The 12,903-nt window shown below is 41.3% G+C and carries 11 protein-coding genes; 2 read left to right on the top strand and 9 right to left on the bottom strand.

The annotated features are described in order from the left end of the window. Positions 1-5: 5 nt before the first annotated feature. From ACVR1G_RS04545 to ACVR1G_RS04515, 7 genes are all read right to left on the bottom strand, one after another. Positions 6-1,085, bottom strand: coding sequence for a 3-oxoacyl-ACP synthase (locus ACVR1G_RS04545; protein ID WP_447452015.1), 1,080 nt, complete (start codon positions 1,083-1,085; stop codon positions 6-8). A gap of 511 nt (positions 1,086-1,596) precedes the next feature. After that, positions 1,597-2,943 (bottom strand): asparagine--tRNA ligase, encoded by a 1,347-nt coding sequence (gene asnS / locus ACVR1G_RS04540; protein ID WP_447452014.1) that lies wholly within the window; start codon positions 2,941-2,943, stop codon positions 1,597-1,599. A 170-nt stretch (positions 2,944-3,113) separates the two neighbouring features. Continuing rightward, entirely contained in the window at positions 3,114-4,295 is a 1,182-nt protein-coding gene (locus tag ACVR1G_RS04535; protein ID WP_447452013.1) for a pyridoxal phosphate-dependent aminotransferase, read from the bottom strand. Beyond that, entirely contained in the window at positions 4,292-4,771 is a 480-nt protein-coding gene (locus ACVR1G_RS04530; RefSeq protein ID WP_447452114.1) for a cell wall elongation regulator TseB-like domain-containing protein, read from the bottom strand. The genes ACVR1G_RS04535 and ACVR1G_RS04530 overlap by 4 nt, the downstream gene beginning before the upstream one ends. Before the next feature lie 38 nt (positions 4,772-4,809). Next, entirely contained in the window at positions 4,810-7,281 is a 2,472-nt protein-coding gene (locus tag ACVR1G_RS04525) for a bifunctional DnaQ family exonuclease/ATP-dependent helicase (protein WP_447452012.1), read from the bottom strand. 196 nt (positions 7,282-7,477) lie between these two features. Further along, positions 7,478-7,600 (bottom strand): rhodanese-like domain-containing protein, encoded by a 123-nt coding sequence (locus ACVR1G_RS04520; protein ID WP_447452011.1) that lies wholly within the window; start codon positions 7,598-7,600, stop codon positions 7,478-7,480. 78 nt (positions 7,601-7,678) lie between these two features. After that, entirely contained in the window at positions 7,679-8,443 is a 765-nt protein-coding gene (locus ACVR1G_RS04515; RefSeq protein WP_447452010.1) for a (S)-acetoin forming diacetyl reductase, read from the bottom strand. A gap of 178 nt (positions 8,444-8,621) precedes the next feature. Between ACVR1G_RS04515 and ACVR1G_RS04510 the strand changes: the two genes are divergently transcribed. After that, positions 8,622-9,452, top strand: a complete 831-nt coding sequence (locus ACVR1G_RS04510; RefSeq protein WP_447452009.1) for an alpha/beta hydrolase — start codon at positions 8,622-8,624, stop codon at positions 9,450-9,452. A 131-nt stretch (positions 9,453-9,583) separates the two neighbouring features. Here the strand turns inward: ACVR1G_RS04510 and ACVR1G_RS04505 are convergent, their stop codons facing one another. Beyond that, positions 9,584-10,336, bottom strand: a complete 753-nt coding sequence (locus ACVR1G_RS04505) for an esterase family protein (protein WP_447452008.1) — start codon at positions 10,334-10,336, stop codon at positions 9,584-9,586. A 213-nt stretch (positions 10,337-10,549) separates the two neighbouring features. Further along, positions 10,550-11,731 (bottom strand): ATP-grasp domain-containing protein, encoded by a 1,182-nt coding sequence (locus ACVR1G_RS04500; protein WP_447452007.1) that lies wholly within the window; start codon positions 11,729-11,731, stop codon positions 10,550-10,552. A gap of 409 nt (positions 11,732-12,140) precedes the next feature. Between ACVR1G_RS04500 and ACVR1G_RS04495 the strand changes: the two genes are divergently transcribed. Continuing rightward, positions 12,141-12,779, top strand: a complete 639-nt coding sequence (locus tag ACVR1G_RS04495) for an MBL fold metallo-hydrolase (RefSeq protein ID WP_447452006.1) — start codon at positions 12,141-12,143, stop codon at positions 12,777-12,779. Positions 12,780-12,903: the final 124 nt, after the last annotated feature.

The raw sequence follows: 12,903 nt of genomic DNA, 5'->3' as shown, positions 1-12,903 counted from the left end.
CCTTACTAAATAAATGTACCTAATGATATCTCTGGCTGGCTATATTTAAATTCATATTTCATTGCCTCAGAGTAACTAATCTCTCTATAACTTTTTAATGTATCTATTATCCTATTTTTAAAATTAACTTTCCTATTTACTCTAAAAATAATTGTTGTGGATCCTGAACTATGACCATAACCACACATTAAAATAGTGTCTCCTACTTTTGCATTTTCAAGAGCTAATAGCATAGCAATTATAGGAGAAGCTGATCCTAAATAGCCTATATCTTTTAAAACTTCTTGGTTTATAGAATTATCAAATTTAAAAAAATTAGAAATTTCAGTATATGTCTGCCCTATATTTTCTTGAAAAGCAAAATAATTTATATCATTTGCTTTTAACGAAGCATCATTCAAAGCATTACCTATAGATTCTATACTTCTTTTAATCTCACCTTCTTTGACTACAGAGTGATTTAGATTAGCAAGAACACGTAAGTATCTACTGTCTTCTGTTCTCCCTTGTTCAGGAAAGGAATCATTCGAATTCCCTATTCCAATAATTTCAGCCAGTACTTCCTCTCCTTTACCTAATATAATGCTTGATGCTCCCGAACCAATATAGGGTTCCCTTAATTCACTTGGAAATATATTTTTGCTTAATGTATCAGAGCCAAATACTAAACTATTATTACTTAAACCCGATTTAACTAGAGAATATCCCAAGGCTAAAGAAGCCATCCCAGAATTTTCAGATGCCCTTATATCACATCCAAAATAATCATGTTTACTTAATAAAAATGACATGAGTTGATTAGCATTACTTTTGAAGATATCTGGTGTAGTACAACTGCCAAGTAAAATACTGTCTATTTTTTCAATATTTTCTTTAAAATTAGAAATAGCAATCTGACCAGCTTCCATAGCTAGGGTAAGTGTATCTTCATCAGAAGATACCACTGTACGGCGTTCTATACCAATCTTGTTTTTTATATAATCCACACTATTATTTTTCCAAGTTCCTATCACTTCTTCCACAGGAAGTCTAAAATATGGGATAGATACCCCGTAAGATTTTATTCCAATACGATTGTTCGACATAAACTCCTCCAAAATTAGTTATTCAATTACAGTAACTTATACTACTAATTTTTTGAAAAAAAACTATTACATTTTTAGCTAATGTGTACAAATAAAGAAAAAGTAATTTATTTGTAACATTAATAAAAGAGACTAAGATACCCGAGGTGCTAGTTATATATAAAATATCTTAAACTAGAGACAGGAATAATTTGTTCTAACATTAATTGTAGTCCAGATGCTGCTTTGACGAGTGTGTGTTCAATTCCAAACAGACTACAGAGTTCTGAAGATCAAGTTTCAAGAATTCTTCGTATAGTCAGTAACGGCCGCTTATTATGTCCAGATGCTCCTAGCATGTTTTGACACCAAGGTGTCCATAAGTGATAACCTCCTTATTTCACCACCTTTTGAGAGTGCTACTAAAATAACTAGAATTTATAATATAAGTGTAATAAAAAAACCTCTAAAATTAGAGTTTAGAACTCTAACTTTAGAGGGAGAATAATTGATAGCAGTAAGCATAATAACCTTAAGGTTTAATGCGGTGCAACATACGTGGGAAGGGGATGGCTTCACGAATGTGCTTAGTACCTGCGACGAAAGTTACCATGCGTTCTAAGCCAAGTCCAAACCCACAGTGAGGGACTGACCCGTATTTACGAAGGTCAAGATAGAAGTCGTAATCTTCTGGATTAAGTCCTTCTTCTTCAATCTTGGCCATAAGTTTATCGTAATCTGTTTCACGCTCGGACCCGCCAATGATTTCACCATAACCTTCTGGTGCTAGGAGGTCCGCACAGAGCACGCGCTCTGGATTGTCAGGAACCGGCTTCATGTAGAAAGCTTTGAAACTTGCTGGATAATTGACAACAAAGGTCGGGACTCCAAAGTAATTTGAAATCCATGTTTCATGCGGAGAACCAAAGTCATCACCATGCTCAAGATGGTCGTAATCCACTCCTTCATCATTTTCATGAGCCTGAAGTAAGTCGATAGCATCATCGTAAGACACGCGCTTGAATGGCTCAGTGACATAGCGTTTAAGAGCTTCAACATCACGATCCAAGATTTCAAGCGCTTGTGGTGCGCGTTCCAAGACGCCCTGGATCAAAGCTTTGACATAAGCTTCCTGCAAATCAAGTGATTCATCATGACTCAAGAAGGGATATTCTGCGTCCATCATCCAGAATTCCGTCAAATGGCGACGCGTTTTAGACTTTTCAGCACGGAAAACGGGACCAAAATCATACACACGGCCAAGGGCCATAGCACCCGCTTCAAGATAGAGCTGACCTGACTGACTCAAGAAAGCAGGGGAACCAAAGTAATCCGTCTCAAAAAGTTCAGTAGTATTTTCGGCAGCATTTCCTGAAAGAATAGGGCTGTCAAATTTGATAAAGCCATTCTTATCAAAGAATTCTGTTGAGGCCATCAGGATGGCATTACGAATTTGCATAATCGCCATTTGTTTACGCGAGCGCAGCCAAAGATGGCGGTTATCCATCAAAAAGTCTGTCCCGTGTTCCTTTGGTGTGATTGGATAATCATTTGATTCACCGATAATCTCAACATCGGTGATATCCAGTTCATAGCCAAATTTTGAACGTTCATCTTCTTTAACGATACCGGTCACATAGACAGACGTTTCCTGATTAAGATGACGAATGGTGTTAAATTTTTCCGTTCCTTCTTCTTCACCATATTTTTCGATGAAGTTAGGTTTGAAGGCAACCCCTTGGAAGAAGGCAGAGCCGTCGCGCAATTGAAGGAAGGCAATTTTCCCCTTTCCAGACTTATTGGCAACCCAGCTACCAATGGTAACTTCTTCACCCACATAGTCTTTTACTTGACTGATCGTAACACGTTTTGTTGACATGTAATTCTTTTCCCTTTTCTAATTTATTCGTTTTTCTAGCAAACAGCCTAAATTATATCCGTCAGGATTATTAAAAAGGCTACTTTGCGGTCCGGATAGTAGCACTCACAGATACTAGAACCCCATATTCTAAACTCTCACTTTCAAGCTTACCTGCTGACAGCTACCAATTATTTCTCCATAAATGCCTTGATGCGTTGAACGGCCTCTTTGAGGGTATCCAAATCGGTAGCGTAGCTGAGTCGAACATTCTCAGGAGCTCCAAAGCCAGCTCCAGTCACTAAAGCAACACCCGTCTCCTCCAAGATAGCCGTGGTAAACTCGGTCACATCCGTAAAGCCCTTGAGCTTCATGGCTTCCTTGACATTTGGAAAGAAGTAGAAAGCACCTTGTGGTTTTACCGTCTTGAAGCCTGGGATTTCTTCCAAAAGAGGGTAGATCGTATTTAACCTCTCTTCAAAGGCCTGACGCATGATTTCAACGCTGGTTTGATCGCCAGCGAAAGCTTCAATAGCAGCATACTGGGCTACTGTTGTTAAATTAGAAGTAGTTTGGCCAATAATCTTGCTCATAGCTGCAATAATATCAGCCTGTCCAACCGCAAATCCAACACGCCATCCCGTCATGGCATAAGATTTAGCAACTCCATTAATAACGATGGTTTGCTGACGGATAGTATCTGATAAGGTTGAAATCGGTGTGAATTCTGCACCATTATAGACCAAGCGGCCATAAATATCATCCGATAGAATTAGAATATCATGCGCTACAGCCCAATCACCAATTGTCCGCAATTCTTCTGCGGTGTAAATCATTCCTGTAGGATTGGATGGAGAATTCAGCAGGAAAACCTTGGTTTTATCAGTTCTAGCAGCTTCTAGCTGTTCGACAGTTACCTTAAAGTTGTTTTCTTCCTTCGTTTGTACAAAGACGGGAAGTCCTTGCGCTGCTTCGATTTGATCGGCATAAGACACCCAGTAAGGTGCTGGAATAATGACCTCATCCCCAGGATTGATAACTGCCATAAAGAAAGCATATAGAATATATTTAGCTCCAGTTCCTGCGACAATCTGATTGCGCTCAACGGAATAACCATAAAAACGTTTCATATAGCTGTTGATGGCATCTTTTAACTCCGGAAGACCGGAGGCCAGCGTATAAAAGGAAGCTCGGCCGCTTTTAATTGCCTCAATAGCGGCATTCTGAATGTTTTTTGGTGTAGTGAAATCAGGTTCTCCCAAGGTCAGGCTCAGGATATTTTTTCCTTGCGCCTGCAGTTCTTTAGCCTTAGCGCCAGCTGCTTGGGTCACGCTTTCTTTCATTTCTAATACTCGCTTTGATAAATAGGTCATAGTCCCTCCTTCTTGACCAGATCACCTGTTTCAAAATTTACTAAATAGTAAGCACCGTCGGCTCGAACTTCCCAGATAGGAACCCCTTCTGCCATACCAAAAGTGGTTTTCTGGATCTTACGGGCACCTTCTTTTTTAGCAGTATCTTGGGCTTGCTCAGCCTTAATGCCTTGATCAGCTCTGTAGACATAAACCTGTCCCTGATGCTTCTTATTGATGGTTACCATAATGGTCTCACCATCTTGGTTCTTGCCAAAAACAGTGTAAAAAACTTCCCTGCCATTGTACTGGTTAAAATCTGAAACCGAAGCGAAGTCCGCATATTCTTTAGCCGTTTGAATCGCCTGACTTCTAGCATCTTGATTGGGCTTTAGAGCTGCCTTAAAGAAAAAGAAGATACCGACCGCTACTAAAACCAGCAGTCCTAAAACACCAAACAAATAACGCCAAAAATGCTTAATTTTCAGCCTTTTCATGCCACCATCCCTTTTATACATTGATAGTCCTTATTATATCAAATATTTCTGAAAAATTGCGCCATTTCTGCCAATATTTCCTGAAAATTTTGCTCTTTTAAGGGTAACTGCTGCATCAAAGCATCAGCGATAAGAGAACCGTAGTGCTTCGTTTTAATTCGACTATCTAAAATGAGGACAGCTGAACGCTGAGACTGCCTGCGCTTACTGCGGCCGATAGCCTGCTTGAGCCGCAAGATAGTCACCGGTAGGCTGTAATCATAAAAAGGATGACGGCCGTTTAAGGTCAACTGGCGATTAAGTTTTTTTGTAAAGGGGTCTTGTGGATTATCAAAAGGTAAGCGGGTAATGACCTCAATCAGTTGATCTTGATTGGCAAAATCAACTCCTTCCCAGAAAGAGCCTGTGCCCAGCAAAACGTGACTCTCCCCCTTATCGAAACGGCGCTTAATATTAGCAGCTAAGCCATTCTTATATTGGCAGAGATGGGGAAGATGTTTATTATCAAGAATTTCTGATACATCAAACATGGCTTTTTTAGCATTGAAAAGTACTAATATGGGCTGTCCAAGCTGTTTTAGGTCGGTGATTCTATCAGCCAATAGCTGAGCATAATCTTGGGCAGACAGGCTGGGAATATCGGGCATGGTCGTGTCTAGCCAGATAGCTTGATTGTCCTCCTGCTTATAGGAAATGCGAGCAAAGTCAAACTTTTCATATCCCAGCAAATTAGGTAGAGAAACCCGCCGACTAATATCCAATGTAGCCGATACAAAATAGGTTTTTAGGGTCTGAGGCAAAAGATCCCTGAAGTTCACAAAATCAAGACGAGCACTATTGAGCAGGGTCTGACGGTGCTCTTGCGACCAATCTTGGCTGAGCCAAAAATCCGAAAAATCCGATGCGAAAGCACTTTTGAGTTCTGCTAGCTCAGCTGCTTCGATTTCCGCTAGATCCTGTCTAATTTTTTCAACCTGATGCTTGGCAACAGCTGTACGGTGATTTTGATAAAATTGAATATTTAAATTAGACAGCTCAAACTGCAAACTTTCTAAAAGCCGCTGCTGGACATGAGGATGAGGATGCTCCAGAAGGGTATGCAATTTTTTCATCACAGTATTGAGATTGACCTGCCTACGGGAAAACTGCTCCAAATTCAAGAATAGTTTTTGCGCTTCGTCGATCACTAGAATCTTGTCTTTAACAAAATCCTTGTCATCTTCAACACGAGTTAGAAAATAAGCATGGTTTGTAATAATAACATGTGAGGTCTGAGCCCTCTTATACGAACGCAGCCAAAAATCAACATCCCAAAAAGGAGATTTTTTACTAAGTTTACCGTCGTGCTGAATGCGATCAAAATAGGCTTCAAAACGCTGCTTCTGTTTGATTTCGTCTAAATCCCCAGTATGGGTTTGCGTCAACCAAACCAAAAGCTGCATTTTATAGCGGTTAACTAGCCGATTGGTGTCTGCCTTGGCTAGACTCCGATCAAAATTATCTAGCTTAATGTAATTTTGCGGACTTTTCAAGCTATGAATATTGATGTGAAAGATGTGCGCCAGCTGCCTACCTTCCTGCGACATGATTTGGTCCTGTAAAATTTTTGTCGGTACAGTCACAATCAGTTTTTCCTCAGTGCTTTTAGCTAAGAGGGGCAGCAAATAGCCATAAGTCTTTCCGATACCTGCCTGAGCTTGAATAAATAAAGGACCTTCTTGTTCAAAATGCTGACTAATCTTATCAGCAAAGGCGAGCTGCTCTTTTCTCTCTTCTAAATCCAACAGCGCCAAGTTGGTCGCAAAGTCAGTAGAAAGACGCCTTTCCTTCAGAAAGGGAGATTCTCTGCGTATGACCAAATTTTGAACTTCAACAAAGTCCTTTGATAAATAGGCAGACATTCTTGAGAAAACATCATCAATGGCTAAACGTGTTTCAAAAAGTAAGTGATCAGCGAAATCTAAGATACGCTCAACAGTTAAACGCGGTAAACCAGCAATTTTCTCTTGGGTGGCTAAAAACAACTGTGCCGTTGCATAGGCATCTGCCAGAGCAGTATGAGCATGTTCCAGAGTTAGATTCAAATGATCGGCCAAGTCTATCAACCGATAGCGCTCTAGGGTAGGATAAAAAACTTGAGTCAACTCGACTGTGTCCACCCGAGGAGTTCGTAATTCATAGCCTTCTAAAAAAAGCTGCTCTGCCAACAGGTTGGCATCGAATTTAACATTGTGGGCGACAAAGATACAATCCTGAATTAACTCGTAAATATCCCCTGCCACTTGCGAAAAATCTGGTGCCTGAGACAACTGCTGGTCAGTAATTCCCGTTAACTCTACAATATGCTCATTCAAAGGTTCGTGCGGATTGACATCCGTTTCATAGGTCTGGACAATTTGGCCCTGATCAATAATGACAATACCAACCTGAATAATCTGGGCAGCTGCGGAAGCGCTAGTCGCTTCTAAATCAACAACTGCATATTTTCGTCCCTTATTCGTTTGTGTCATAACCCTTTCATTATAGCACGAATAAACTGGAGACAAAAGTCATAGTTTAAAACAGTGAAAGGTGCTGCCTCTTAGATAAGGAACTATCAGTTAAAAACTAGTGCCCAAATAAAAAAGCCCGGACCGTTTAGATATGACAAACTGGGCTTTCAAAATGCCAATCGAACTGAAAGGTTGATCAGTGACGACAACTTCACTACCTTCTTAATCTGTCCACTGGTCGTAGCTGACTTCCAGCAATATGACTGTGCTCGTACTCTTCTGCGTTTCTCACATCAACCAGAAGAGCACCTTGGGCTAACTTTTCAAAAATATTCAAAGTAATTCCTCACTTCTTACTCTTTTTCCTTATTATATAAAAAAGAGACTGGTAATCCCAGTCTCTTGAACTAATCAATTAGTGGAACTGCATACCGCCATCAACAATAATGGTCTGACCTGTAACATAGTCAGAATCTGGACCTGCGAGAAAGGCTACGGCATTAGCTACATCTTCTGGTTCAGATAGACGCTTGAGAGTAATATCCTTGGCAAAGGTCTGCATACCCCACTCGTCATCTTTACCAGCATTTTTACCAACTTCATGGGCAATATCGTACATCATCGGTGTTTTTACGATGCCTGGTGCATAAGCATTGACTGTAATACCATCATCAGCCAAGTCACGCGCCAAGGTTTGGGTAATCCCACGTACCGCAAATTTTGTTCCGCCATAAATCGTTAGATTAGGGTTACCAACAACACCTGCTTGTGAGGTCGCATTAATAATTTTACCACCGTGACCAAGTGTTTTGAAGACTTTTTGAGCTGCTTGACTGCCCCAGATAACACCTCCAACGTTGATTGCGAAGGTCCGCTCGAATTGCTCTGGTGTGATAGTATCCAGAGGCGTTGTCGGAGCAACACCCGCATTGTTGACAACGACATTCAGATCACCAAAATGCTCAACAACCTTATCAAAGGCTGCTGCCACTTGATCCTGCTTAGATACATCTGCGACAACAGCAAGTGCCGTGTCAGGTGACAATTGCTCAACAGCCGCTTGAGCAGTTTCTTCATTATAGTCAAGGATAGCAATTTTAAATCCATCTTGGTGCAAGCGCTTAGCGATGGCAAAACCAATACCTTGACCAGCTCCGGTAACAATAGCAACTTTAGACATAAAACAACCTCCAAAAATTTTATGGGTTTATTATATCTTTTTCTATCTTTATTGACAAGAAAAGGCTTACAATTTTAAGAATTTTTAACATTTTATTTATGATTTAAAAAATTTTAATCTTTTTTAGATGATGCTGTTTTATGCTATAATAAGAACAGTTATGAGACAGAGGAAAACAATGAAGCGAACGAAACTCAACAATTACTATCTGGAAATGGAAGAACATTACCTGCATGTCCCTTACTATGATGAAGAGCGCCGTATTCGAGTGCTTCTTCCCAAAGATTATGCCAAGGAAGACTGGGCCAGCTACCCTGTACTCTACATGCATGACGGCCAAAATATTTTTTACAGCAAGGAATCCTTCTCCGGTTACTCCTGGAAAATCATCCCCACCATCAAAAATCACAAGGAATTACCCAAGGTCATTGTTGTGGGAATTGACAATGCTGAGGGCAACCGTCTGAACGAATACGCACCATGGATGACAGATGTCGGTACCACGCCTGAAACCGCCAGTGTCGGCGGGGATGGAATGGCTTACGGAGACTGGCTAGTCAATACTGTTAAACCTTTTATCGATAAAACCTATCGTACCAAATCAGACCCTGAGCATACTTTGTTAGCTGGCTCATCCATGGGCGGTATTATTACTGCTTATATGGGAGCAGCCTATCCGAACGTTTTTGGTGGTTTGGGAGTCTTCTCACTGGCTTCTTGGTTCAGCGAACGTGATTTTTTGCGTTACTGCAATAGTCACCCACTGAAAAAGGATACCAAGGTCTATATTCAGGTGGGCACCAAGGAAGGCGATGAGGTTGATGAACAGTTTGCTCCAAATATGAATCAAGCCTATATCGACTGCAGCCTCCACTACTATCAGTCTCTGCTTAAATCAGGAACGCCTATGGAGCAGATTCAATTGCGAGTGATGGCCAATGAAATCCACCACGAGAAATACTGGGCAGACCATTTCCTTGAATTTTTACAGTTTACCTTGAAAGAGTAAATTGAGATATCTAAAAATTGAGACATCATCATTTAGTCCCAATTTTTTATTTATCCATCATAAAAGCAAGCAGATTTTCCCCTTTCGGGTACCAGTTCTGCTTGCTTTTTATGTTTTCTAGTAATGTTGACTTAAATCCGTCCTTCGGCCTCTAGACGAGCCAAGAAATAAGGAATCTGCTGACGCCACCACTCCCAGTCATGGGCGACATCATTGCCCCAGTAATCAAACCAAGCTGGGATTGATTTGGCCGCAAAAGCTTCTTCCAAGCGTCTAGTATCCGCAATATGAGGACCTTCCCAGGCTCCCCGACCGACAGCGACTACAAAAGCATTTTGCCGATAGCGATCCAAGAACCAGCTATCTTCCTGATTCCAAAGGTAATCAATAGGCGAATTGTAGTAAACCGCCGGATCACCATGATATTCACCCGTGAAGAAACGGGCATCATAAACACCTGATTGAGCAATGGCGACATCAAACAGATCCGGATGACGCAGGGCAAAATTGATGGTATGAAAGGCTCCCATAGAACAGCCAGTTGCTATCATGCCCCCTTGCCAGTTGGACTCATAACGGATCAGGGGAACCAACTCATTGACAATATAACGGTCGTAGGCCTCATGAGCCAAGGCCATATCATGACCTGATTTCCCTGGGGCTAACCAAGATTCCTTGTCCAAGGAATCAGGGGTATAAAATTTTACCAAACCACGATTGATAAAATCCTGACAAGCCTCAATCATGCCAAAATCAGCATACTCATTCTGACTGCCACCAGATGATGGAAAAACCACCACAGGCTTACCGGCATGACCATAAACATTAAAATACATCTCGCGGCCGAGCTCCCCCGACCACTGACTTCTTCTTTCAAAGTGCATATACTAAGTTACCAAATACGACCACAGAAGCTCTAGGCAATTAAACTTGGAATATCGTCTAGTTTACAACTACTACTCCCATCTAATTGCCAGCCCCACAGGACGAAATCTTCCTTTCAAATAATAATGACAACAAGTATACAGCGAGGACAGGCCTATTCACTGCTGCTGTCTGTTATGACTTGCGCTTTTTATACTGATTTTTCAACCCACTTAAGATTCTTTGGCTTGGGCATAGGAGACCAAATCGCGCAACTCGTCCATCGTCTCAGTTCTAGCCAGAATGCCGACTTCCCCCATAATCTGGGCGAAGATACCTGGAACTGACTGGGTCAAGATAATCTGTTCACCAAAGTGCTGATGGATATCTTCTAAACTATGAACATAATGGCGATTAGCCTTGCGTGAAATATAGACAACATTATAACGATGCTGAATATCAGCTGTAAACTGATTGTCTCTAACAACCTTGGCATACTGATCAAAGATATCAAAATCATCAGCGTAATTCCACATATCGATTGTCAAACCACCTGGCGGACGGCAGTTAATTTCCAAGGCCATGAGATCCTTGGTTTTTTTAACACGGAAAAACTCAAAGTGGAAAAAACGCTCCTTGACATTGAAGGCTTGAACGCATTTTTTACCAAGCTCAATTAATTCAGGTGAAAATTCTCTGGGAACATAGTAGAACATATCACTATCGTGGTCCAAGGTCTCAAGGACGGCCTCCTTATATTCTAGACCAGAGTAGAAGACGATATTGCCATCGTGATCAGTCAAGCCATCAAAAGTGACGATGTCCCCATCGATAAATTCTTCCATAATGTACTCGACACCAGCTGTCTTATACCCAAAGAACTCTTCTAATTCCTGATCGGACTTGATCTTATAAGTGTCAGAGGCACCGACACCAGAGTTGGGTTTAATAATGACAGGAAAGCCTAATTTTTGGGCGAGCTGACGTGCCTGATCATCAGTATGGAAGACATCGCCCTGAGCTACCCTAATACCAGACTTACGGAAAATTTCTTTCATTTGGCGTTTGGTTTTAATGGCCAGCATATCCTCAGTTTTATAGCCGAAAACATTAAAATCCGTCCGCAGCTTGGCATCTAACTCCAACCAATATTCGTTGTGAGATTCAATGCGGTCAATCCGTCCGTATTTATGGGCAAAATAGGCTACTGCACGGTAAACCTGATCATAGTCTTCCATATTATCCACACGGTAATATTCCGTCAGAGAGGCTTTCAAGCCATCGGACAAGTCATCATAAGGGGTATCCGCAATCCCTAAAGTATTGAATCCATTAGCCTGCAAACGATGGGCAAAGGGTTCAAAATTTGTAGGAAAATGAGGAGAGATCATTACAAAATTCAGTTTTCTATCCATAGCTAATCCTCTTTTTATTTTTACCCCTCTAGTCTATCACATTTCTGGGTATAATTCTATGGAGATGACAAAATTTTCTGATTATTTACTCGCCCTCTCACCCCCAGTAACGAAAACAATCTTAAGTAATTTTATTTACTAGCGTTTGCGGTAACCTCATGCCTTGGGCACAGTGGGAAATAATGAATTTGGGCTTAAAACCAGACGTAAACAGCTACTTATTAGAGTTCTAAGCTTTAGAGTAGTGAGGCTATTTGGAGCTATGACTAATAACTGCCACCCCTCTTTTCCACCTTCAGGCAGCTAACCTTATTTTTATAGCTTGCCTTTTCGTTTAGATTGAGACTTAATCTATCAGGGGTTTTGCCTTTTAATTTCAAAAAGAGGAGCAATTTGTTAAACTAAGGGTATGGAAATTTATAAAGTACTTAATGATGTTGCGCTTGAAAATACCTATATTCTGGAAAATGAACAGGCGGTTCTAGTAATTGACCCCGGTAGTAACAGCCAGGCGATTATCACAAAATTGGCCAGTATCGCTAAACCAGTGAGTGCTATTCTCCTGACCCATGCCCACTACGACCATATTATGAGCGTAGATATCGTACGCGACCACTTTCAGGAGCCACCAGTCTATATTTCTGAAGAGGAGGCCGACTGGCTAGGTAGTCCTATAGACAATCTCTCGGGTCTGCCACGACACAGCGATATGGAAGATGTTACAGCCAAACCAGCTGATCGGTTCTTTCAATTCGACCATTCCTACGATTTAGGTGGTTTTAACTTCTCGGTTGTCCCGACACCCGGCCACTCTCGGGGCAGCGTCTCACTAATCTTCAAGACTGATGAGGTTGTTTTTTCGGGCGACGCCCTTTTCTGCGAAAGCATTGGTCGGACTGATCTTCCGACTGGCAATCGCCGGCAGCTCCTTGACGCCATCCGCAAAGAACTCTTTACGCTGCCTAACCACTACCAAGTTTATCCCGGCCACGGCTTTGATACCACTATCGGCCATGAAAAAACCTTCAATCCATTTTTTAGGGACTAAATTATTAGATAAAACAAAGTGGTTTAAGGTAATCTTACAAAATTGAAGTTTAACCCTGCCAAAAACGAATGAATCCGGTGGCCTATTGGCCTTCCGGCTCATTCGTTTTTTAATTTCTCCTAGT

This window comes from Streptococcus dentasini, assembly GCF_053206945.1.
Note: the sequence above shows the minus strand (reverse complement) of the source record. Positions and strands in the feature narration are given on the sequence as shown.

Coding starts and splice junctions, on each gene's coding strand:
- ACVR1G_RS04545 (WP_447452015.1), bottom strand. CDS start 1,085: ATGTCGAACAATCGTATTGGAATAAAATCTTACGGGGTATCTATCCCA.
- asnS (WP_447452014.1), bottom strand. CDS start 2,943: ATGTCAACAAAACGTGTTACGATCAGTCAAGTAAAAGACTATGTGGGT.
- ACVR1G_RS04535 (WP_447452013.1), bottom strand. CDS start 4,295: ATGACCTATTTATCAAAGCGAGTATTAGAAATGAAAGAAAGCGTGACC.
- ACVR1G_RS04530 (WP_447452114.1), bottom strand. CDS start 4,771: ATGAAAAGGCTGAAAATTAAGCATTTTTGGCGTTATTTGTTTGGTGTT.
- ACVR1G_RS04525 (WP_447452012.1), bottom strand. CDS start 7,281: ATGACACAAACGAATAAGGGACGAAAATATGCAGTTGTTGATTTAGAA.
- ACVR1G_RS04515 (WP_447452010.1), bottom strand. CDS start 8,443: ATGTCTAAAGTTGCTATTGTTACCGGAGCTGGTCAAGGTATTGGTTTT.
- ACVR1G_RS04510 (WP_447452009.1), top strand. CDS start 8,622: ATGAAGCGAACGAAACTCAACAATTACTATCTGGAAATGGAAGAACAT.
- ACVR1G_RS04505 (WP_447452008.1), bottom strand. CDS start 10,336: ATGCACTTTGAAAGAAGAAGTCAGTGGTCGGGGGAGCTCGGCCGCGAG.
- ACVR1G_RS04500 (WP_447452007.1), bottom strand. CDS start 11,731: ATGGATAGAAAACTGAATTTTGTAATGATCTCTCCTCATTTTCCTACA.
- ACVR1G_RS04495 (WP_447452006.1), top strand. CDS start 12,141: ATGGAAATTTATAAAGTACTTAATGATGTTGCGCTTGAAAATACCTAT.